At 74.0% G+C, this 17,999-nt stretch carries 15 protein-coding genes; 6 read left to right on the top strand and 9 right to left on the bottom strand.

Annotated features, from left to right (window positions below):
- Positions 1-125: 125 nt before the first annotated feature.
- Positions 126-3,236 (top strand): alpha-N-acetylglucosaminidase, encoded by a 3,111-nt coding sequence (locus Q3Y56_RS08540; RefSeq protein WP_304461349.1) that lies wholly within the window; start codon positions 126-128, stop codon positions 3,234-3,236.
- Positions 3,237-3,265: 29 nt separating this feature from the next.
- Here the strand turns inward: Q3Y56_RS08540 and Q3Y56_RS08535 are convergent, their stop codons facing one another.
- Positions 3,266-4,300: a LysR substrate-binding domain-containing protein gene (locus Q3Y56_RS08535; protein ID WP_304461348.1), complete on the bottom strand. Its 1,035-nt coding sequence runs from the start codon at positions 4,298-4,300 to the stop codon at positions 3,266-3,268.
- Positions 4,301-4,383: 83 nt separating this feature from the next.
- On the opposite strand from Q3Y56_RS08535, the gene Q3Y56_RS08530 reads away from it, so the two are divergent.
- A complete protein-coding gene (locus Q3Y56_RS08530) occupies positions 4,384-5,454 on the top strand; it encodes an MBL fold metallo-hydrolase (RefSeq protein WP_304461347.1) in 1,071 nt (356 codons plus the stop codon).
- Here Q3Y56_RS08530 and Q3Y56_RS08525 read toward each other — a convergent pair.
- The 5 genes from Q3Y56_RS08525 to Q3Y56_RS08505 all read right to left on the bottom strand — a co-directional run bounded on the left by Q3Y56_RS08525 (position 5,444) and on the right by Q3Y56_RS08505 (position 9,444).
- Positions 5,444-6,103, bottom strand: a complete 660-nt coding sequence (locus Q3Y56_RS08525; protein ID WP_304461346.1) for a response regulator transcription factor — start codon at positions 6,101-6,103, stop codon at positions 5,444-5,446. The two genes, Q3Y56_RS08530 and Q3Y56_RS08525, sit on opposite strands and share 11 nt — an antisense overlap.
- Before the next feature lie 323 nt (positions 6,104-6,426).
- A complete protein-coding gene (locus tag Q3Y56_RS08520; RefSeq protein WP_304461345.1) occupies positions 6,427-7,719 on the bottom strand; it encodes a sensor histidine kinase in 1,293 nt (430 codons plus the stop codon).
- 154 nt (positions 7,720-7,873) lie between these two features.
- Complete coding sequence (locus Q3Y56_RS08515) at positions 7,874-8,407, bottom strand: hypothetical protein (protein ID WP_304461344.1); 534 nt, start codon at positions 8,405-8,407, stop codon at positions 7,874-7,876.
- A 181-nt stretch (positions 8,408-8,588) separates the two neighbouring features.
- Positions 8,589-9,206: a winged helix-turn-helix domain-containing protein gene (locus tag Q3Y56_RS08510; protein WP_304461343.1), complete on the bottom strand. Its 618-nt coding sequence runs from the start codon at positions 9,204-9,206 to the stop codon at positions 8,589-8,591.
- A gap of 103 nt (positions 9,207-9,309) precedes the next feature.
- Positions 9,310-9,444: a hypothetical protein gene (locus tag Q3Y56_RS08505; protein WP_304461342.1), complete on the bottom strand. Its 135-nt coding sequence runs from the start codon at positions 9,442-9,444 to the stop codon at positions 9,310-9,312.
- 14 nt (positions 9,445-9,458) lie between these two features.
- On the opposite strand from Q3Y56_RS08505, the gene Q3Y56_RS08500 reads away from it, so the two are divergent.
- Complete coding sequence (locus tag Q3Y56_RS08500; RefSeq protein ID WP_304461341.1) at positions 9,459-9,710, top strand: hypothetical protein; 252 nt, start codon at positions 9,459-9,461, stop codon at positions 9,708-9,710.
- 132 nt (positions 9,711-9,842) lie between these two features.
- On the opposite strand, the gene Q3Y56_RS08495 is transcribed toward Q3Y56_RS08500, so the two are convergent.
- Positions 9,843-10,634: a trypsin-like serine protease gene (locus Q3Y56_RS08495; RefSeq protein ID WP_304461340.1), complete on the bottom strand. Its 792-nt coding sequence runs from the start codon at positions 10,632-10,634 to the stop codon at positions 9,843-9,845.
- Between the two features lie 373 nt (positions 10,635-11,007).
- Entirely contained in the window at positions 11,008-14,181 is a 3,174-nt protein-coding gene (locus tag Q3Y56_RS08490) for a LuxR family transcriptional regulator (protein ID WP_304461339.1), read from the bottom strand.
- Between the two features lie 159 nt (positions 14,182-14,340).
- On the opposite strand from Q3Y56_RS08490, the gene Q3Y56_RS08485 reads away from it, so the two are divergent.
- The 3 genes from Q3Y56_RS08485 (at position 14,341) to Q3Y56_RS08475 (ending at position 17,214) form a co-directional block, all read left to right on the top strand.
- Positions 14,341-14,820: an SPW repeat protein gene (locus Q3Y56_RS08485; RefSeq protein ID WP_304461338.1), complete on the top strand. Its 480-nt coding sequence runs from the start codon at positions 14,341-14,343 to the stop codon at positions 14,818-14,820.
- Between the two features lie 201 nt (positions 14,821-15,021).
- On the top strand, positions 15,022-15,933 hold the full coding sequence (locus tag Q3Y56_RS08480; protein WP_304461337.1) for an NAD(P)-dependent oxidoreductase: 912 nt from the start codon (positions 15,022-15,024) through the stop codon (positions 15,931-15,933).
- Between the two features lie 186 nt (positions 15,934-16,119).
- The gene (locus Q3Y56_RS08475) at positions 16,120-17,214 is read left to right on the top strand and encodes a magnesium and cobalt transport protein CorA (protein ID WP_304461336.1); all 1,095 of its coding nucleotides are present in this window, start codon (positions 16,120-16,122) and stop codon (positions 17,212-17,214) included.
- 137 nt (positions 17,215-17,351) lie between these two features.
- Here Q3Y56_RS08475 and Q3Y56_RS08470 read toward each other — a convergent pair whose 3' ends face one another.
- A complete protein-coding gene (locus Q3Y56_RS08470; RefSeq protein ID WP_304461335.1) occupies positions 17,352-17,912 on the bottom strand; it encodes a histidine phosphatase family protein in 561 nt (186 codons plus the stop codon).
- Positions 17,913-17,999: the final 87 nt, after the last annotated feature.

Below are 17,999 nucleotides of genomic sequence, written 5' to 3'. Positions count from 1 at the left end.
GCCATCGTGCCGTACCGGCCCGCGGCCCCCGCCGGACACGTCACGTACACGCCATTGCTCCCGACCGTCACCGTGGTTAACGTGCCGTGCGCACAACATCGTTGGCCTTTGCCTGGAGGGCACACGTGAGTGATCTGACCAGACGTACGCTGATCGGAACCGCCGGGGCCCTCGGTGCCGGGGCCGCACTGGGGAGCCCTACCCCGGCGGCGGCCGACGAAGGGGACGCCGGACCTTTCGACACCGGGCCCGCGCGGGCCGCACTGGAGCGGCTGCTGCCCGACCACGCCGACCAGTTCCGGCTGCGCGCGCTGGACGAGGAGGAGGACGGCGCCGAGCGGTTCCGGGTCACCGGGGCGCGCGGGCGGATCACCGTGGCCGGGACCGGTCCGGCGGTCCTGCTCACCGGCGTCCACTGGTACCTCAAGTACACCTGCCGCGCCCACATCTCGTGGTCCGGCGACCAGCTCGACCTGCCGGGGAAGCTGCCCGCGCCGGATGGCGCCCTGGAGCGGGCGACGTCGCTGCCGCACCGCTTCGCGTTCAACGACACCCACGACGGATACACCGCACCGTACGCCGATTGGGCCCGCTGGGAGCGCCTGATCGACGTCGCCGCCCTGCACGGCTGCAACGAACTGCTGGTCACCACCGGTCAGGAAGCGGTCTACCACCGGCTCCTGAAGGACTTCGGCTACTCCGACGAGGAGGCCCGCGCCTGGCTTCCCGCCCCGTCCCACCAGCCGTGGTGGCTGCTGCAGAACCTCAGCGCGTACGGCGGGCCGATGAGCCCGGAGCTGCTGGCCAAGCGCACCGACCTGGGCCGCCGGATCGGCGACCGGCTGCGCGAACTGGGCATGGCGCCGGTCCTCCCCGGCTACTTCGGCACCGTTCCGGACGGCTTCGCCGCGCGTAATCCGGGCGCCCGGACGGTCCCGCAGGGCGAGTGGCACGGGTTCAAGCGCCCGGACTGGCTCGACCCGCGCACCGGGGCCTTCCGCGAGGTGGCCGCCGCCTTCTACCGGCACCAGCGGGACCTCTTCGGTGACGTCGACCTCTTCAAGATGGACCTGCTGCACGAGGGCGGCAGCGCGGGCGACGTACCGGTCGCGGCGGCGGCGCGAGCCGTCGAGGCGGCCTTGCGGGCCGCCCGTCCCGGGGCCACCTGGGTGATCCTCGGCTGGCAGGAGAACCCCCGGCGCGAGCTGCTGGACGCCGTGGACCATGACCGGATGCTGGTGGTGGACGGGCTGTCCGACCTGGAACGGGTGACGGACCGGGAGCAGGACTGGGGCGGGGTGCCGTACGCGTTCGGCACCATCCCCAACTTCGGCGGCCGGACGACGATCGGCGCCAAGACGCACATGTGGACCCAGCGGTTCACCACCTGGCGGGACAAGCCTGGCAGCAAGCTGGTGGGCACCGCGTACATGGCGGAGGCGGCCGAGCGCGACCCGGCGGCGTTCGAGCTGTTCAGCGAGCTGGCGTGGCGCGAGGCCGCGGTGGACCGCGCGGAGTGGTTCAGGGAATACGCCGACGTGCGGTTCGGCGGGCGCGACGAGCGGGCGCGGGAGGCGTTCGCCGCGCTGCGCGACACCGCGTACGAGATCAGCAGCCGCGACGGCCGCCCGCACGACAGCGTCTTCGCCGCCCGCCCGAGCCTGACCGCGCGCTCGGGCACGCACTACGCCACCCACACCCCCGCGTTCGACCCCGCGGCGTTCGACGCCGCGCTCGCCGCGCTGCTCACGGTACGGCCCTCGCTGCGCGGCAGCGACGCGTACCGCCACGACCTGACCGACGTCGCCCGCCAGGCACTGGCCAACCGCTCCTGGCAGCTCATCCCGCAGCTCCAGGCCGCCTACCTGCGCAAGGACCGCAAGACCTTCGCCGCCCTGTCCCGGCTGTGGCTGAAGCTGATGCGGCTGAGCGACGAGATGGCGGGCGCCCACCGCCGGTTCCTGCTGGGCCCGTGGCTGGAGGACGCCAAGCGGCTGGCGTCCGGGGACGCGGAGGCGGCGCTGCTCGAGCGGACCGCGCGGATCCTGCTCACCACCTGGGGCGACCGGGCGACGGCGGACGCCGGAAAGCTGATCAACTACGCCAACCGCGACTGGAACGGCCTGATCGCCGACTTCCACCTGCCCCGGTGGCAGCGCTACCTGGACGAGCTGGAGGACGCCCTCGCCGAGGGACGGGAGCCCGAGGTCTTCGACTGGTACGCGATCGAGGAGCCGTGGACGCGGGAGCGCACGGCGTACCCGGTGCGGCCGACCACCGACGCCCACCGCACCGCGCTGCGGGTGTTCGAGACGCTGGCGAAGGCCCCGTACCAGGGCACGGTCGCGGTCACCGCCGAGCCGTCGGCGCTGCCGCCCGGCGGCAGCGGCACCCTGACGGCCGTCTTCCGCAACGTCAACGGGCTGCGCGCCACCGGCGCCGTGGACTTCGAGGTGACCGGTCTGCAGGCCGTGCCGCAGGGGTCCGCGACCCTGCCGGGCGTCGAGGCGGGCGGCAGCGGCACGGTGCGCTGGCGGGCCACGGCCCCCGACACCCCGCTGGAGGCGCCGCTGAAGCCGCTGCCGTACGAACTCGCCGTGTCCTACGGGCCGCGGGGCGAGCGGCGGGTGCGGGTGGTGCGCGAGGAGAGGCTGTGGGTGGCGGGCCCGCTGGAGGCGGGGCTGCGGACGGTGACCACCAACGCGGCCGTCTTCGGGCAGGCGGGCGGCCGGTTCGCCATCGACGGCGCGGGCCAGGACCTGTGGAAGGCCACGGCGGAGTTCGGCGCGGTCTACCGGGAGGGCGCGCTGGCCGCCGGGGCGCAGGTGACGGTGCGGGTGGACGCCCAGGCGGCCACGGGCCCGTGGGCGCGGGCGGGCATCGTCGTGCGGGACCGCCTGGCCACGGCCGGTTCGGCGGGCTTCGTGAACCTGGCCGCCACCCCGGCCGGCGGTGTGGTGCTGTCGTACGACGCCAACGGCGACGGGACACTCGACACGTACAAGCGGATCACGGGGGTCAAGGCCCCCGTGTGGCTGCGTCTCACCCGGACCGGCGACGCGTCCTACACGGGGGAGCTGGCCACGGACGCCGACGGCACGGCGTGGCGGACGGTCGCGACGGTGACCGTGCCACGCACGGCCGCCGCCCAGGACGCGGGCCTGTTCATGACGGCGGCGAACGGGGGCGACGGGGCGCGCGGAACGGTCGAGTTCAGCGGCTGGCGCTTCGGCTGACGCGGACGCCGTGCGCGCCGCCGACCGGGCTAGACGGCCTCCCCCGGCGGCGCGTACACCACGTCCCAGGGCCGCGACGGTGCTGCCGCCGCGCTCGGCTCGGCCGGGGTCTCGGCGGCCGGCATCGCCGCGGCCCTCGGCCCGGTCGGGTCCTCGGTGCCCAGCACCGCCGCCGCCACCTCCGCCAGCCGTGGTGCGGCCGGGTGCGGGGCGTCGGCGGGCCAGACGAAGGACATGTCCCAGCGGAGGGCGTCCGGGGCGAGCGGACGCCAGACGACCCGCGGCTCCTTGCGGGCGACCGCGGCATGCGCCAGCGCGATCCCGCGCCCGGCGATCACCAGGCCCAGCACCACCTCGGGGCTGCCCGCGTGGACCACCGACGGCGGGCGGTAGCCCCGTGCGCGGCAGGCGGCCAGCGTGGCGTCGTACAGGCCGGGCGCCGCGTCCCTGGGGAAGATCACCAGGGGGTGGCCTGCCAGCTCCTGGAGGGGCAGGTCACCGGTGGCTCCGAAGCCGCCGGAAGCGACGGTGTCGGCGAGCGGTGAGTCGCGCGGCACCACCACGCCCAGCGGCAGGCTCACCGCGGGCCCGCTCGTCAGGCCCGCGAGGTCCGCCGGACGCTGGACCAGGCCGGTGTCCAAAGCGCGCTCGGCCAGCAGCCGCAGCTGCCCCGCCGTGCCGATCTCCTGCAAGTCCAGCCGCACATCGGGGACCTCGGCCGCGAAGGCGGTGAGGATCTCGGCCAGCACCCGCCCCGGAAGCTCCGGCGGCACCCCGACGCGCAGCGTCCCGTACGCGCCGCTCGCCGCCAGCGAGACCCGTTTCCGGGTGCGCTCGGCGGCGGCCAGCAGCTCCTCCGACTCGGCCAGCAGCACCTCGCCCGCGGCGGTCAGCCGTACGCCGCGCGAGGACCGGTCGAACAGCCGGGCGCCCAACTCCTCCTCCAGCCCGCGGATCCGCTGGCTGAGGGGCGGCTGGGCCATGCCGAGCCGCTCGGCCGCCCGGCCGAAGTGCAATTCCTCGGCGACGGCTCGGAAGTAACGCAGGTGACGCAGCAGGTCCACGCTGCAACGATATCGATGCCGATATCGCCGAGGAGCCCTTTCGATCTTGGACGGGGCCCGGCCCGCGGTGCTCTGATGCCCGCATGCGCAATCCCTTCACTTCCGACCGCTCCACTTCCGATCGCTCCACCTCCGATCGCTCCCCCCTGTCCCGGCGCCGTCTGCTGGGAGCCTCGGCCGCGGGCCTGACCACCGCCGCGGGGCTGACGGCGGCAGCCCTGTCCCAGGAGCCCGCGCGCGCCGAGCCGGACGGCACCGCGCCGGACGGCGCGCGGAGCCGAACCCAGCGGGGCCGGGCCCCGGCGGGGAAGTCCGGCATCCGGCTGCGCTGGCTCGGCAACAACGGCTGGGAGATCCGCATCGCCCGGCCGGGCGCCGAGCCCGCCACCGTACTCATCGACCCCTGGCTGACCCGGTTCCGCACCGGTACGTACACCAAGGAGGGCGCCGATCCGCAGACCCCGCTGACGGTCGACACCGGGCTCATCGACCGCCACCGGCTGACGGCGGACCAGATCCTCGTCACCCACGGCCACTACGACCACCTGCCGGACATCCCCCATCTGGCGACCACCACCGGCGCCACCGTCTTCGGAACCGAGAGCCACACCAACCTGCTGCGCGCACTGGACGCGCCCGAGGACCAGCTGTCCGTGGTGAGCGGCGGGGAGTATCTACGGTTCGACGGCTACACGATCCGAGTGCTGCGCTCCCTGCACTCCATGCCGGGCCCGCGCGCCCAGGTCCCCTTCCCCGGCACCCGCCCCGGCGGCCCGCCACCCCGGCCCAGGGTCATCGCCGACCTCGTGGAGGGCGGCACCCTCGCCTACGCCGTCACCTCCACTGCCACCGGGTTCACCGTCGTCGACTTCGGCGGCTCCAACTACAGCGCCGCCGAACTGGCGGGCCTGGCCCCCGACCTGGTCATGGTCCAGCCCGGCGGCTCCACCGTCCACGACTACGTACCCCGCCTGCTGGCGGCCCTGGACCACCCGAGGTACGTCGTGCCCACGCACTGGGACGACTTCGATCTGCCGCTCGACCGGCCCGCGAAGGACTGGGGCGGTCTGGCGGACCTGGAGGCGGCCGTCCGGCGGGCGAGCCCCCGGGCGCGCTTCGTCCGCCTCGACCACCTGGAGACGTTCACGCCCTGACCTGACCCCGGTCGAGGTAGGCCAGGACCGCCAGCACGCGGCGGTTGTCGTCGTCGGACGGCGGCAGGCCGAGCTTGCCGAAGATGTTCGACGTGTGCTTGGCCACCGCGCGCTCGGTGACGCACAGCTGCGTGGCGATGGCCGCGTTCGACCTCCCCTGGGCCATCAGCTCCATCACCTCCCGCTCACGCGGAGTCAGATTCCCCATCGGCTCGTCCTGGGACCTGCGCGTGAGCAGCTGCGAGATCACCTGCGGGTCCATCGCCGTGCCGCCCGCCGCCACCCGCCGTACCGCGTCGATGAACTGGTCGGCGTCGAACACCCGGTCCTTCAGCAGATAGCCCACCCCGCCGCTGCCGTCGGCCAGCAACTCCCGGGCGTACAACTGCTCCACATGCTGGGAGAGCACCAGCACCGGCAGCCCCGGTGCGGCGCGGCGGGCGGCCAGCGCGCACTGGAGCCCCTCGTCGGTGAAGGAGGGCGGCAGTCGGACGTCGACGACGGCGACATCCGGTTTCAGCTCGGCCAGCGCCCGGCTCAGCTCCGGGCCGCTCTCCACGGCGGCCGCGATCTCGAAGTCGTACGCCTCCAGCATCCGCACCAGGCCGTCTCTCAGAAGGAAGAGGTCTTCGGCGAGGACAACGCGCACGGCAACTCCAGGGATTCGGGCTCGGGGCGACGGCGGAACGGGTCGAATCTACCGCCGGTGACGAGCGATCCGGCCCGAGCGTGCCTCTCCCGGCACGAGCGTGCGTCCCCCTGGCACGAGCGTGCCTCCCCCCCGGCCCGAGTGTGTCTCCCTCTGGCCCGAGCGTGTCTCCCCCGGCACGAGCGCGCCTCCCCCCGGCCCGAGCGTGCGTCCCCCCCGGCTCGAGCGTGCCTCTCCCCGGCCCTTCGGAACCGCCGGCACGCGCCGGGCCCCGCACGGACTGCCCGCAACGCCTCCCGTGCGGACACGCCCGCGTCCGCCCGCTAGGCCTTCCGTGCGGACGCCGCGTCCGCTCGCACGGGCAGCGCGCACGGTATCTCCATCGTCACCATCGTCGGGCCGCCCACCGGGCTGTTGACCGCCAGTACCCCGTCGAACGCGCCGAGCCTGCGCTCCAGGCCGCGCAGCCCCGAGCCCGCCGCGATGTCGGCGCCGCCCCGGCCGTTGTCGGTGACCGCTATGCGCAGCGCCCCGTCCGCGTACGTCACATCCAGCCAGACCCGCTCCGCGCCCGAGTGCTTCGCCGCGTTCGTCAGCGCCTCGCTGATCGCGAAGTACGCGGCCGATTCGACCGGCTCCTCGGCCCGGCCGGGCAGTTCCACCTCCACCTCGACCGGCAGGGGCATCCGCAGCGCGAGCGCCCGCACCGCGTCGCCCAGCCCGCGCTCGGCCAGCACCGGCGGGTGGATGCCGCGCACCAGGTCCCGCAGCTCGGCCAGCGCCTCGGCGGAGTCCGCCCGCGCGGCGGCCAGCAACTCCTTCGCCTTCGCCGGGTCCTTCTCGATCAGCGCCTCGATCGTGCCCAGGCTCATGCCCATGGCGACCAGCCGGGCCTGCGCGCCGTCGTGCAGGTCCCGCTCGATCCGCCGCAGCTCCGCGGCCGAGGTGTCCAGCGCGTCGTGCCGGGTCACCGTCAGCTGCTCGACCCGCTGCGACAGCGACATCTGCGGGGTCGGGGCCAGGAAGGCGCGCGTCAGCAGGAAGTGCCCACGCAGCATCGCCGGGCCGAAGGCCAGCGAGATCGCGATCCATATGGTGCCCAGGCCCGCCGCGAGGAACGCCGTGGTCTGACTGTCGACGGGGATGAACGCGTACCAGTACGTGCCGTCGGCGTCGTAGATGGGCTCCCACACCCCGGACGCCAGCACATAGCCGAACAGGCCCTCGGCGAGCAGGCCGGGCGGCAGGATCGCCGTCACGCATCCCGCGGTCATGTCGACCTGGAGCCACAGCAGGTCGCGCCAGGTGGCTGGGTCCTTCAACAGCAGGGAGCAGCGCTCCACATGCCCGGCGAATCCGCCACGCGGATCAGGGGGCAGGGGGCGGTACGGCTGCGCGATCCGCACCCCGCCCCACCGGAAGGCCAGCTGCCGCCGATACGTGGCGTACTTGCGCAGCGCGTCGACCATGAACGGGGTGGTGACGATGCCGATACCGACCGGTATCAGAGCGATCGACACCACCGTGAACACGGACAGGGTGATCGAGCACACCAGCGTCGTGAACGCCAGCATCTGCCCCCGTACGGCGGCCCGCAGCGCGCTGCCCACCTTCATTCGATGACTCCCCGTTGCCGTGCTCCGCGCCGCCCGGACCTCGGGCGACGGAACCAGTGTGCGGTCCGCGGTCATGATCGGTCACGGGGGCCGGCACCCGTCCTCGGGGTGTACCCAGCACCACCCCCGGAGCTCGGCGCATCGGCGCGCCGTGTCAGGCCCCGGCCTGCCGCTCCGCGCGGCGGGCGGTCGCGCGCAGCAGCTCCCACCGGATCAGCGCCGCGCCGCCCGCGATGAGCACCCAGTACGCGGTGAAGGCGGCACGGGAGCGGCCGTCCGTGCACAGGACCCGGGTCTCGGCGCTCAGCACGCTGCCGTCGCCGTCCGGGACGACCCGTACGCCCATGGCGGCCTTGGCCCAGCCGGGCTCGCGCAGCTCCCGGAACGCCTCCGGGTCGCGGTGGGATATCCGGGCGGCCGGGGCCCGCATCCGCCAATACTTCGCGGCCCGGCCCCGCACCTCCTCGTACGGGCCGATCGTCAGCCGCGGCACCGGGAACGCCCTGGCGACGGGCCCGCGCAGTCGCACCCGGCCCAGCCCACGCACCCGCATCAGCGCCCGCAGGATGGGCAGTTCCTCGGTGGTCAGCTCCTGGTAGGCACGCCACGTGGTGTCCGGGTCGGCCGCGACGCGGCGCTGGAAGCGGGATCGGAAGTGGTACGAGGGCAACAGGCGGTTGAGTTCCACGGTTCACTCCTCGGCCAGGTGACGGCGGACGCGGCCCCCAGGGCAGCGGCGCCACGATATACCGGCCGTTTCCGAACGCAATCCGCCGCCCTGCGGGCCCACTTGGCCTGCCTGCCTGCCTGCCTGCCGCTGCCTCGGCTCAGGCGAGTCGCAGCTCGGCTCAGGCGAGCCCGCCGCCGGGTCAGGCGATTGGCACGTACTTGTACCCGACCCGCCGGACCGTCACGATGGCGCCCCGGTGCTCGGCGCCCAACTTCCGGCGCAGCCGGGCGATATGGACGTCAACGGTGCGGCCGTCGCCCACGTGTCCGTAGCCCCAGACCGTCGTCACCAGCTGGTCCCTGGTGTGCACCCGGTGCGGATGGGCGACCAGGTGCGCCAGCAACTCGAATTCCAGGTACGTCAGGTCGAGCTGCCGGTCCTTGACCCATACGGTCCGCTGGTCGGGGTCGATCCGCACGAGCTGGTCGCCCCGCACGGCGGATTCCCCAGGCGATTCAGGCGCCTTGGGCGTCGCGGACGCCTGGGGGGCCTCGGGCGCCGGAGCCACCCGGTCCGCCGGTACGAGCACCAGGTAGCCGACCATCGGCGGCTGGCCGGGCAGCACGGGCAGGGTGTGCGGAGGGGCGGGCAGCCAGGTGGCGCCGGAGTGCAGAAGTTCGGCGACCGGCGGCACCTCGTCCGCCGCGACGGCGCGCAGCCGCTGGCGGTGCGTATGAGCATGAGGGTGAGGGTGGGGGTGGGGGATGCGCGAAGGCACGGTGCGGGAAGGAGTGCCGAGGGTACGGACGTTGGCCATGGAGAATCAGCTTCTTTCGCACAGGAGTCGTCAGGGACGTCGTGTGCGCGGGACGAGCCGCCGAGGCTGAGAGCTGAGAGCCGACCGGACGCGAGAAGCGGCGTCAGCCGAGCGAGCGGGCCCGCGCGTGGGACGCGCGGCAACACTCGCGGTCGAAGTGGTGCGCCTGCCGGGACGGCCAGAACGGCTCAAGGTCGAAGCGACCCGTCGCGGTCCCGTGGTCGTGGAAGCTGGCCATGCCCCTATTGAAGCATGCACCCGGGTCACGCGGCCCGTCCCGTGCTGTGGATCACCAGGAACACCTGGATCATCGGGAAAACCCTGGACCACCGGGTCCCCCGATCACCGCCCGACTGCACCGGCTGCGGGCGGCGCATGGACCACCTGCTCACCGTCGACAGCGCGGAGTTCGACGGCGGCTCGACGCGCACCTGGCTGCCGGAGGAGGACATGCCGCCCGCGGGGAAGGTCTTCGACCTCCCTTACGAGCGGCGGCGCTCCTGAACGCGCGCGGACGGCGGCAGGAATGCCGCCGTCCGCACTGCCATGAGGTCAGGAGTCGACCACTTGCGTGTCGACCACTTGCGTGTCGACCACCTGCGTGTCGACCACCTGCCTCAGGAGCCGACTATCCCGTCAGGAGTTGACCTGCTGCGTGACCAGGCTGGAGAAGGTGGTCAGTCGGGTGTAGATGCCCGGCACACCCGGGTCCGCGCAGCCGTCGCCCCAGGACACGACGCCCGCGAGCCGCCCGTTGATCATCAGCGGGCCGCCGCTGTCGCCCTGACAGGTGTCGACGCCGCCCTCGTCGTAGCCCGCGCAGACCATGTCGGAGGCTATGAAGCGGTTGCCGTAGGCGTTGGCGCAGTAGCTGTCCGAGGTGACCGGGACGGTCGCGGTCTTCAGCCGGTTGGAGGACTGGCCGCCCGAGCTGGTGGTGCCCCAGCCGACGATGCGGGCGGTGGCGCCCTCCGCGTAGATGCCGGTCTCGGACGAGGACACGTACTTGGCCGTGGTGTACGGCATCGCCGTCGACAGCGTCAGCACGGCCACGTCGTCGCCCTTGGTGACGGTCTGGTACGACGGGTGGACCCAGATCTTGCTGACCTTGGCGACGGTGCCGTTGGTGCCGTTGCGGTAGGTACGGCCGCCGACGACCCGGATGTCGGCGGCGGACTCGCCCGCCATACAGTGCGCGGCGGTGACGACCTTCGTCGGCGTGACGAGCGTGCCGCCGCAGAACTGGTTCTGGCCGGCGTCCGTGATCTGCATGACGTACGGGTAAGCGCTCGCGGTCGTGTTCGTACCGCCGACGATGGGCTGCGGGGCGGCCTGGGCGGCGGTGGCCGACAGACCGACGGCGATGGCGGCGGTGGCGGCGGCCGCGGCCGCGACGGCCTTGACACGGCGGGGGAGTGCGAAGGACATGAATCTCCTCAGAGCGTCATGGTGGGGGCTTCCGCCGGTGGTGGGGGGTGACGCACCAGATGCGGCACACGCACCGGGCGGGAGACTGGCCGACGTCGTCGTCGACTGGCCGTCAGGCTAGAAGCCGCGGCGCCCCGGACCAATGAGGGATGTCCCTCGTATCAGGACATAGGGAGAACCCCATGTCCGTGGCTCCGGCGGGCTCTTGGGCGACGGGCCGCAGGCCGCGGGCCGCGGCAGGCGCCCGCCATTCCGCCGCCGCGCTGCGGCAGCCCCGCCATTCCGCTGCCGCGCTGCGGCAGCCCGGCCATTCCGCCGCCGCGCTGCGGAAAGCTCCGTCGCTCCGCCACCGACCGCGCTGCGAAAGCCCCCGTCACTCCCCGCCGCGCGAAGCCAGCCGCACGATGTCGACCCGCGAGCGGATCCCCAGCTTGCGGTAGACCCTGGTCAGCGTGGCCTCGACCGTCTTGACGCTGATGAACAGCCGCTCGGCGATCTCCCGGTTGGTCGCCCCTTCCAGGACGAGGGCCGCCACGCGCCGCTCCATCGCGGCGAGGACGTCCAGCGTGCGGGGGGTCGGCGCGGCGCCCGCGCCCAAGCGGGAGTCTGGCCCCGCGCCCAAGCCGGAGTCCGATCCCGCGCCCAAGCCGGAGTCCGATCCCGCGCCCAAGCCGGAGTACGGTCCCGGGTCCCGCCCCGCGTCAGGTCCCGAGTCCCGTCCCACGTCCAGTGCCGCGTCAGGTCCCGGTGTACGGCACCTATCCGGCCCCGGCCCCGGCTCCGGCCCCGGCCCCGGCGCACGGCACATGTCCGCGAGGTGCGCGCGGGCCGCCGATGCCTGGTCCAGCCATGGGCGGGCCTTGGCCCGGCGGAAGATCCGCGCGGCCTCCTCGTACGCCGCCGCGCTGGCCTCGTACCCCGCCGCGCTCGCCGCGGCCGCGCCGCGCCGCGACTCCACCACGGCCAGCGCCAGTCGCGCCCGGCCCTCCTCCACGCGGTAGCCCAGGGCGCCCAGTTCGCGGGCGGCCGTACGCAGCCGCTCCGCCGCGCCGTCCAGGTCCCCGTACCCGGCGCGTACGAGGCCTTCGGCGCGGTTCAGCACGGCCAGCACCCCGGCCCTGCGCAGTCGGGTGGCGGCGGCGCGCGTGCCGGCGACGAGTTCGCGGGCCTCGGCGAGTTCGCCGACCCGCACCAGCGCCTCCGCGAGGTCGCCGTGCCAGCGGCCCCGGGCCGGGTCGGTCACCCCCTGCCCGCGCTCCATGTCCCGGACCCGGCGCAGCGCGGCCACCGCCCCCTGGGCGTCGCCGCCGGTCAGCCGGGCGTGGCCGAGCGCGGCCAGCGCGCGGGCCAGATAGATCAGGTCGCCGTCCTCCTCCGCGCTGTGCACCGCCTCCTGAGCCAGGGCCAGGGCGCGCGGCACGCTGCCGCCCGCCGCCTCGGCGAGCGCGGCCAGGTGCAGCACCGGCCCCTCGCCGACCCCGGCGTCGCGGGCCAGCCGCAGGCTGTCGTGCGCGTGCGCCAGCGCCACCGCGCAGCGCCCGGCGCGCAGTTCGGTCTCCGCCAGCCCGCGCAGGAACAGCAGCTGGCTCTCGACGGCGCCGCGCCGGGCGGCCAGCCGCACCAGTGAGCCGATCGCCGCCCGCGCCTCCTCCAGCCGGTCGCTCATCAGCAGCAGACGGAACCGGACGGCGACCGGCCCGTTGTGGTCGCAGGCCACCCGCGGGTCCTGCGGCTCGGCCAGCGCCGCGGCCAGTGTGCGGTCCGCGTCCTCATGGCCCGTCACCGCCTCGGTGAGCGCCTGTAGGGACAGGGCGAGGAGTTCGGTGCGCCGGTCGGCGGCCTGGGCGGCGAGCGCGGCGGCCCGCGCGGCCTCGGTACGGGCCCGCGGCGGCGAACCCCCGGCCAGCAGGGCGTGCCACGCCAACTGGTAGCGCAGCGGCGCCAGCAGCCGCGGGTCGTCGCCCGCGTCCGCCAGCGCCTGCGGGAAGACGTCGTCCACGTCCGCCATCGCCTGCCCCGCCGAGTCGATCACCGCGATCCACGCCCGTACCCGGTCGGCGGGGCGCGCGGCCTCGGCGAGTACCTCCTGCGCGGTCTGCCGGGCCAGCTCCGGCTCGCCCGCTACCAGCGCGTCCTCGGCCGCGTCCAGCCGTCGGCCGGTCGCCGCCGCCGTGTCGTACGCGGGGGTGCGCTCGGCGGCGAACAGGCCCAGCCGGGCGGCCGCGCCGGGCGCGCCGCGCTCGCGGGCGACGGCGGCGGCCCGCGCCAGGGTGGCCGCGACCTGCTCGTCGGGACCGGGAGTGGCCAGCGCCAGGTGGCGGGCGCGTTCGATGGGGTCGGTGGAGGCGCGGGCGAGCGCCGTGTGCGCGGCCCGCCGGTCGTACGGGTCCGCCTCGGCGTAGAGCGCGGCCGAGATGAGCGGATGCGCGAACCGTACGGTCAGGTCGTCGCCGGTCCCGGCGATGCCCAGGGCGGACGCCGCGGCGAGCTCCGCCTCGGCGTCGGGGCGGCCCGCGGCGCGCAGCAGGGCGAGGCCGGGGCGGGCGCCCGCGGCGGCGATCAGCAGGGTGCGGCGGGCCTCGGCCGGCAGCGCGCGGAGCCGGTCCAGAACGAGGCTGCGCAGGCTGGTCGGTACGGGCAGCGGGTCGCCGGGGCGCGGCGGGGTGTCGCGCTCGGCCAGCGCGCGCCCGAGTTCCAGGGCGAACAACGGGTTGCCGCCGCTGGCCCGGTGGATCTCGCGCAGCACGGCGCCGGGCAGGGCCGAGCGTCTTCGGCGGCGCAGCAGTTCCGTCACCTGGCCGGGGCTGAGCGGGGGGACCGGCAGCACGCGGGCGGGTGGCGGCAGCACCCGCAGGGCGCGTCCGAGCCCGTCTGCACCGTCCCGATGGAACGCCGCACTGTCCCGATGCCACGCCGCACCGTCCCGGTGCCCTGCGCCACCGCCGAGGGCCCATGCGGTTCCGTCGTGGCCCCCTGCCTCCCCGTCCCGGTCCCGCGCCGCACTGTCCCGGCCCCACGGCTCCCCGGCGGTCGCGGTCCGTACGGCACCGATCACGAGCACGGGCAGCTCGCCGACCCGCCGCGCGACGAAGGCCAGCAGCTCCGCGCTCGGCTCGTCCATCCACTGCAGGTCGTCGGCGACCAGAGCCACGGGGGTACGGGCGGCCAACGCCCGGAACACGGAGAGCACCGCGAGCCGCAGCGCCAGCCCGTCGTGCTGCGCCACCCCGCCCGCCCGGCCGGTGAGCGCCGCGTCCAGGACGGCGTGCTGGGCGGCGGGGAGGTCGCCGGAGACCTCGGCCACGACCGGGCCGAGCGCGTCGATCAGGGCCAGGAAGGGCAGTTGGGACTCGGACTCGGTGGGGGAGCAGCGCAGCAGCAGATGGCCCTGCGCCGCGTAGTCGGCGGCCAGGGACGCCAACACGGTGGACTTGCCGATTCCGGCGGGCCCCGGCAGCAGCAGGCCGCCGCCGCGCGCCAGCAGACCGCGGGCGCGCGCGAGCAGCCCGGCTCTGCCGACCACGCCGTCGGGTAGGTCTCGCTCCACAGGTCATCGCCCCCCTGTGCCTTACGCGCGCCCTCCCCGCAGCACGGAGTCCATCCAATCGGACATCTATCTATAAACCCGGGCGAGGCGCACAATGGTCATGGCGGTGCTTCATCGCATCGCACGGTCAGACTTCCATGATCGAAGGAGGCGAGTCGCATGGCCGACGTCTCGCATCGCAGTGATATTACGGGCCATCCCGATGTTTCCGAGATGCGGGAACGGTACGCCCGGATGACCGGTGGCAGGGATGTCGTCTTCCTGGACGGTCCGGTGCTGCTCGCCGGTGTGTATCTCGCGGCCTCCCCGTATGTGGTGGGATTCGCGGGCACCACGGACATGAGATGGCACAACCTGATCGTCGGCCTCTCTGTCGCCGTGCTGGGTCTGGGGCTGACGCTGGCGCCGCAGCGCATGTACGGCCTGAGCTGGACCCTGATCCCGATCGGCCTGTGGCTGGTCATCTCCCCCTGGGGCATCCTGGGATCCCCCACCGTCGGAGTCATCTGGAGCAACATCGTCGCCGGCGCGGTCACGTGCGTGCTGGGTGCGGCTGCGGCCACCCTGGCGCTGAGGAGCAATCGCGGCACCAGGGCCGCGGCGCCATGGACGGAGACACCACGCACCACCGCGACCTGAACCCTCAGTAGGCCGCCGGCCGCGCCTCCCCGCCGGGGGAGGCGCACGGCGGCCTACGCACACGAGTCGGCGTCCTACGCGCATAGCCCGCGCGTAGCCCTGCGCACATAGCCCTACGCACATAAAAGTGCGTACTTGTCGCCGCTCCCGCGCCCGCCAAGACTCTCTGATCAAGGAAACAGTCGATCAAGGGAGTCGAAGATGAGCACCACCTCCGCGGCGTCTCGGGATGCGGACGCCGGCGGCGTCGTGGCGTCCGTAGCGGTCCTCGGCCTGGGCGCCATGGGAACGGCCCTGGCGGACGCCCTGCTCGCGCGGGGCCACCGGGTGACCGTCTGGAACCGCACCCCCGCCAAGGCCGCCGGGCTGGTGGAGCACGGCGCACGCCAGGCGGAGTCGGTCGCCGCGGCGGTGGCCGCCGCCGACCTGGTCATCGTGTGCGTCCTCGACTACGCAGGGGTCACCGACCTGCTGGAACGGCAGGCCGGTGACGCGCTCAAGGGCCGCGTCGTCGTCAATCTCACCAACGGGGCGCCCGAGGATGCCCGCGCCATGGCCGAGCGGGTCGCGGCGTTGGGCGCCGACTACCTCGACGGCGGCATCATGGCTGTTCCCGCCATGATCGGCGGGCCGGAGGCCGTCCTGCTGTACAGCGGCTCCAGCGCGGCGTTCACGGCCCACCAGCCGGTGCTGGACGCCTTCGGGCGCGGCGTCTTCGTCGGCGGGGACGCGGGTCTCGCGCCGCTGAACGACCTCTCGCTGCTGGCCGGGATGTACGGGATGTTCGGCGGCTTCATGCACGCGGCGGCGCTGGTGCGCTCGGCGGGCCGGCCCGTCGAGGAGTTCACCACGACGCTGCTGGTGCCGTGGCTGCATGCCATGAGCGCGTCGCTGCCGCAGATGGCCGCCCAGATCGACTCCGGCGACTACTCCGCGACCGGCTCCAACCTTGCCATGCAGGTCGCGAACGACAGTATCGGCGACGTGAGCCGCGCCCAGGGCGTCAGCGCCGAGCTGTTCGCCCCGATGTACGCGCTGATGAAGCGGCGGGTGGCCGACGGCCACGGCGACGAGGACATGGCGGGCGTCGTGGAGCTGCTGCACAAGCGCTGAGCGCACCGCGCAGCGACACCCCGGGGTGCGGCCTCGAGCAGCCACACCCCGGGGGTGCGGTCTTGAGCGGGCACACCCCCGGGGGTACGGCCTCGAGCGGGCACACCTTCGGTGCGACACCGCGGTGCCATGCCGCGGTGTCGCACCGTCCTGGCACAATGGCGGGCCCCTGCGAAGGAGCCCTGCATGTCGATGGTCGGCACCCTACGGAAGGTCGCGCGGCTGGCCGCTCCGCGCCGCCGCGTGGACCTGAGCCATCCCGCCCGGTCCCCGCTGGGCAGCGCGGTGGTGAACTGCGTGACGTACCGGGACGGCGTCCGACAGGCCGGATGCGACTCGCTGGTGGACGCGGTCGAGTACGTACGGAAGACCGGCGACGGATTCGTGTGGCTGGGGCTGCACGAGCCCAGCGAGCGGGAGTTCGCGGGGATCAGCGAGTTCTTCGGGCTGCACCCGCTGGCCGTCGAGGAGGCGGTCCACGCCCACCAGCGGCCGAAGGTGGAGCGGTACGGCGACACGCTGTTCGCCGTGTTCAAGACCGTGTGCTACGTCGAACACGAGGAGCTGACCGCGACCAGCGAGGTGGTGGACACCGGCGAGATCATGGTCTTCACCGGCCGCGACTTCGTCATCACCGTACGGCACGGTCGGCACGGCTCCCTGGGACCGCTGCGCGAGGACCTGGAGGGCGTACCCGAACAACTGGCCAAGGGCCCGTCCGCGGTGCTGCACGCGGTCGCCGACCACGTCGTCGACGGGTATCTGACAGTCACCGACGCGGTACGGTCCGACCTCGACCAGGTCGAGGCGGACGTGTTCGCGGCGGACCGCCGGCGCGGCGCCGACCCTGCCCGCACCTACCAGCTCAAGCGCGAACTGCTGGAGCTGAAGCGGGCCGTGGCCCCGCTGAACCAGCCGTTGCAGATGCTCGCCACCCGGCCGATACCGGCGGTGGCGCCCGCGATCAGAACGTACTTCCGGGACGTCGCCGACCACCTGACCCAGGCCACCGAGCAGATCGCCGCCTTCGACGAGCTGCTGAACTCGATACTCCAGGCCCAGCTGGCGCAGGTGAGCATCGCCCAGAACGAGGACATGCGCAAGATCACGGCGTGGGCGGCGATCCTGGCCGTACCCACGATGGTCTTCGGCGTGTACGGCATGAACTTCGACCACATGCCCGAGCTGCGCTGGACCTACGGCTATCCGCTCATCCTCGGCGTCACGGCGCTGGCCTGCCTCGTCCTCCACCGCTGCTTCCGACGGAACGGATGGCTGTGACCCACGGGACGGCGCCGTAGCCGGCGGCGATCACGCCTACGGTCCCGGGGAAGCGGCGTGTGCGCCTGGGTTTCGGCCCCGGGGGGGAGAGAGAGCGGCGGCTGGCAGGGCTTCGGACCCCCGGGAAGCGGCGGCGGTCACGGCTTCGGGCCGCGCGGTACGGCGAACCGCACCAGCCGGGCGGCGCCCGGCGCGAGCTCCGACCACGTTCCGTGCCACGTCAGCACCGCGACGGCGGCCGTGGGGAACTTCGCCGCGGCCCGCTCCAGGGCGTCACCCACCGCATCGCGGGCGAGCCGCAGCGTCAGTTCCTGCATGCCGGGGTTGTGGCCGATCAGCAGCAGCGTCCCGAGGGCGGCCGGGGTCTCGCGTACGACGTCGATCAGGGCCGGGGCGGTAGTCGCGTAGAGCCGCGGTTCATAGCTGACCGGCGGGGCGGCGGTGCTGAGTGCGGCGGCGGCGAGCTCCCAGGTCTCGCGGGCGCGGCGGGCCGTGGAGCAGATGGCGAGATCCGGTACGCGGCCGGCGTCGCGCAGCCACCGCCCGGCCGCCGGGGCGTCCCGCCGACCACGCGGCGCCAGTGGCCGGTCCCGGTCCGCCACTCCGTCGGGCCACGCCGACTTGGCGTGCCGCAGCAGCACCAACCGCCGCACGCCCGCCTGGTCCGCCTCGTCAGCTCGTCCGTGTGGTCTGGTCATACCGCCATCATTGATGAACCCCGCTCGCCGTGTGGAGGATGTGCGAGATCACTCAGGAGGACAACCCCCAAGGAGCTGTCTGTGGCG

It is taken from the genome of Streptomyces sp. XD-27, from assembly GCF_030553055.1.
GTDB lineage: Bacteria > Actinomycetota > Actinomycetes > Streptomycetales > Streptomycetaceae > Streptomyces.
This window is presented reverse-complemented; position numbering and strand designations above follow the sequence as displayed.

What these genes read in the sequence shown, in the direction of transcription:
- Q3Y56_RS08530 (WP_304461347.1), top strand. Translation starts at nt 4,384, where the DNA reads ATGCGCAATCCCTTCACTTCCGACCGCTCCACTTCCGATCGCTCCACC.
- Q3Y56_RS08520 (WP_304461345.1), bottom strand. Translation starts at nt 7,719, where the DNA reads ATGAAGGTGGGCAGCGCGCTGCGGGCCGCCGTACGGGGGCAGATGCTG.
- Q3Y56_RS08510 (WP_304461343.1), bottom strand. Translation starts at nt 9,206, where the DNA reads ATGGCCAACGTCCGTACCCTCGGCACTCCTTCCCGCACCGTGCCTTCG.
- Q3Y56_RS08505 (WP_304461342.1), bottom strand. Translation starts at nt 9,444, where the DNA reads ATGGCCAGCTTCCACGACCACGGGACCGCGACGGGTCGCTTCGACCTT.
- Q3Y56_RS08500 (WP_304461341.1), top strand. Translation starts at nt 9,459, where the DNA reads ATGCACCCGGGTCACGCGGCCCGTCCCGTGCTGTGGATCACCAGGAAC.
- Q3Y56_RS08495 (WP_304461340.1), bottom strand. Translation starts at nt 10,634, where the DNA reads ATGTCCTTCGCACTCCCCCGCCGTGTCAAGGCCGTCGCGGCCGCGGCC.
- Q3Y56_RS08485 (WP_304461338.1), top strand. Translation starts at nt 14,341, where the DNA reads ATGGCCGACGTCTCGCATCGCAGTGATATTACGGGCCATCCCGATGTT.
- Q3Y56_RS08480 (WP_304461337.1), top strand. Translation starts at nt 15,022, where the DNA reads ATGAGCACCACCTCCGCGGCGTCTCGGGATGCGGACGCCGGCGGCGTC.
- Q3Y56_RS08475 (WP_304461336.1), top strand. Translation starts at nt 16,120, where the DNA reads ATGTCGATGGTCGGCACCCTACGGAAGGTCGCGCGGCTGGCCGCTCCG.
- Q3Y56_RS08470 (WP_304461335.1), bottom strand. Translation starts at nt 17,912, where the DNA reads ATGACCAGACCACACGGACGAGCTGACGAGGCGGACCAGGCGGGCGTG.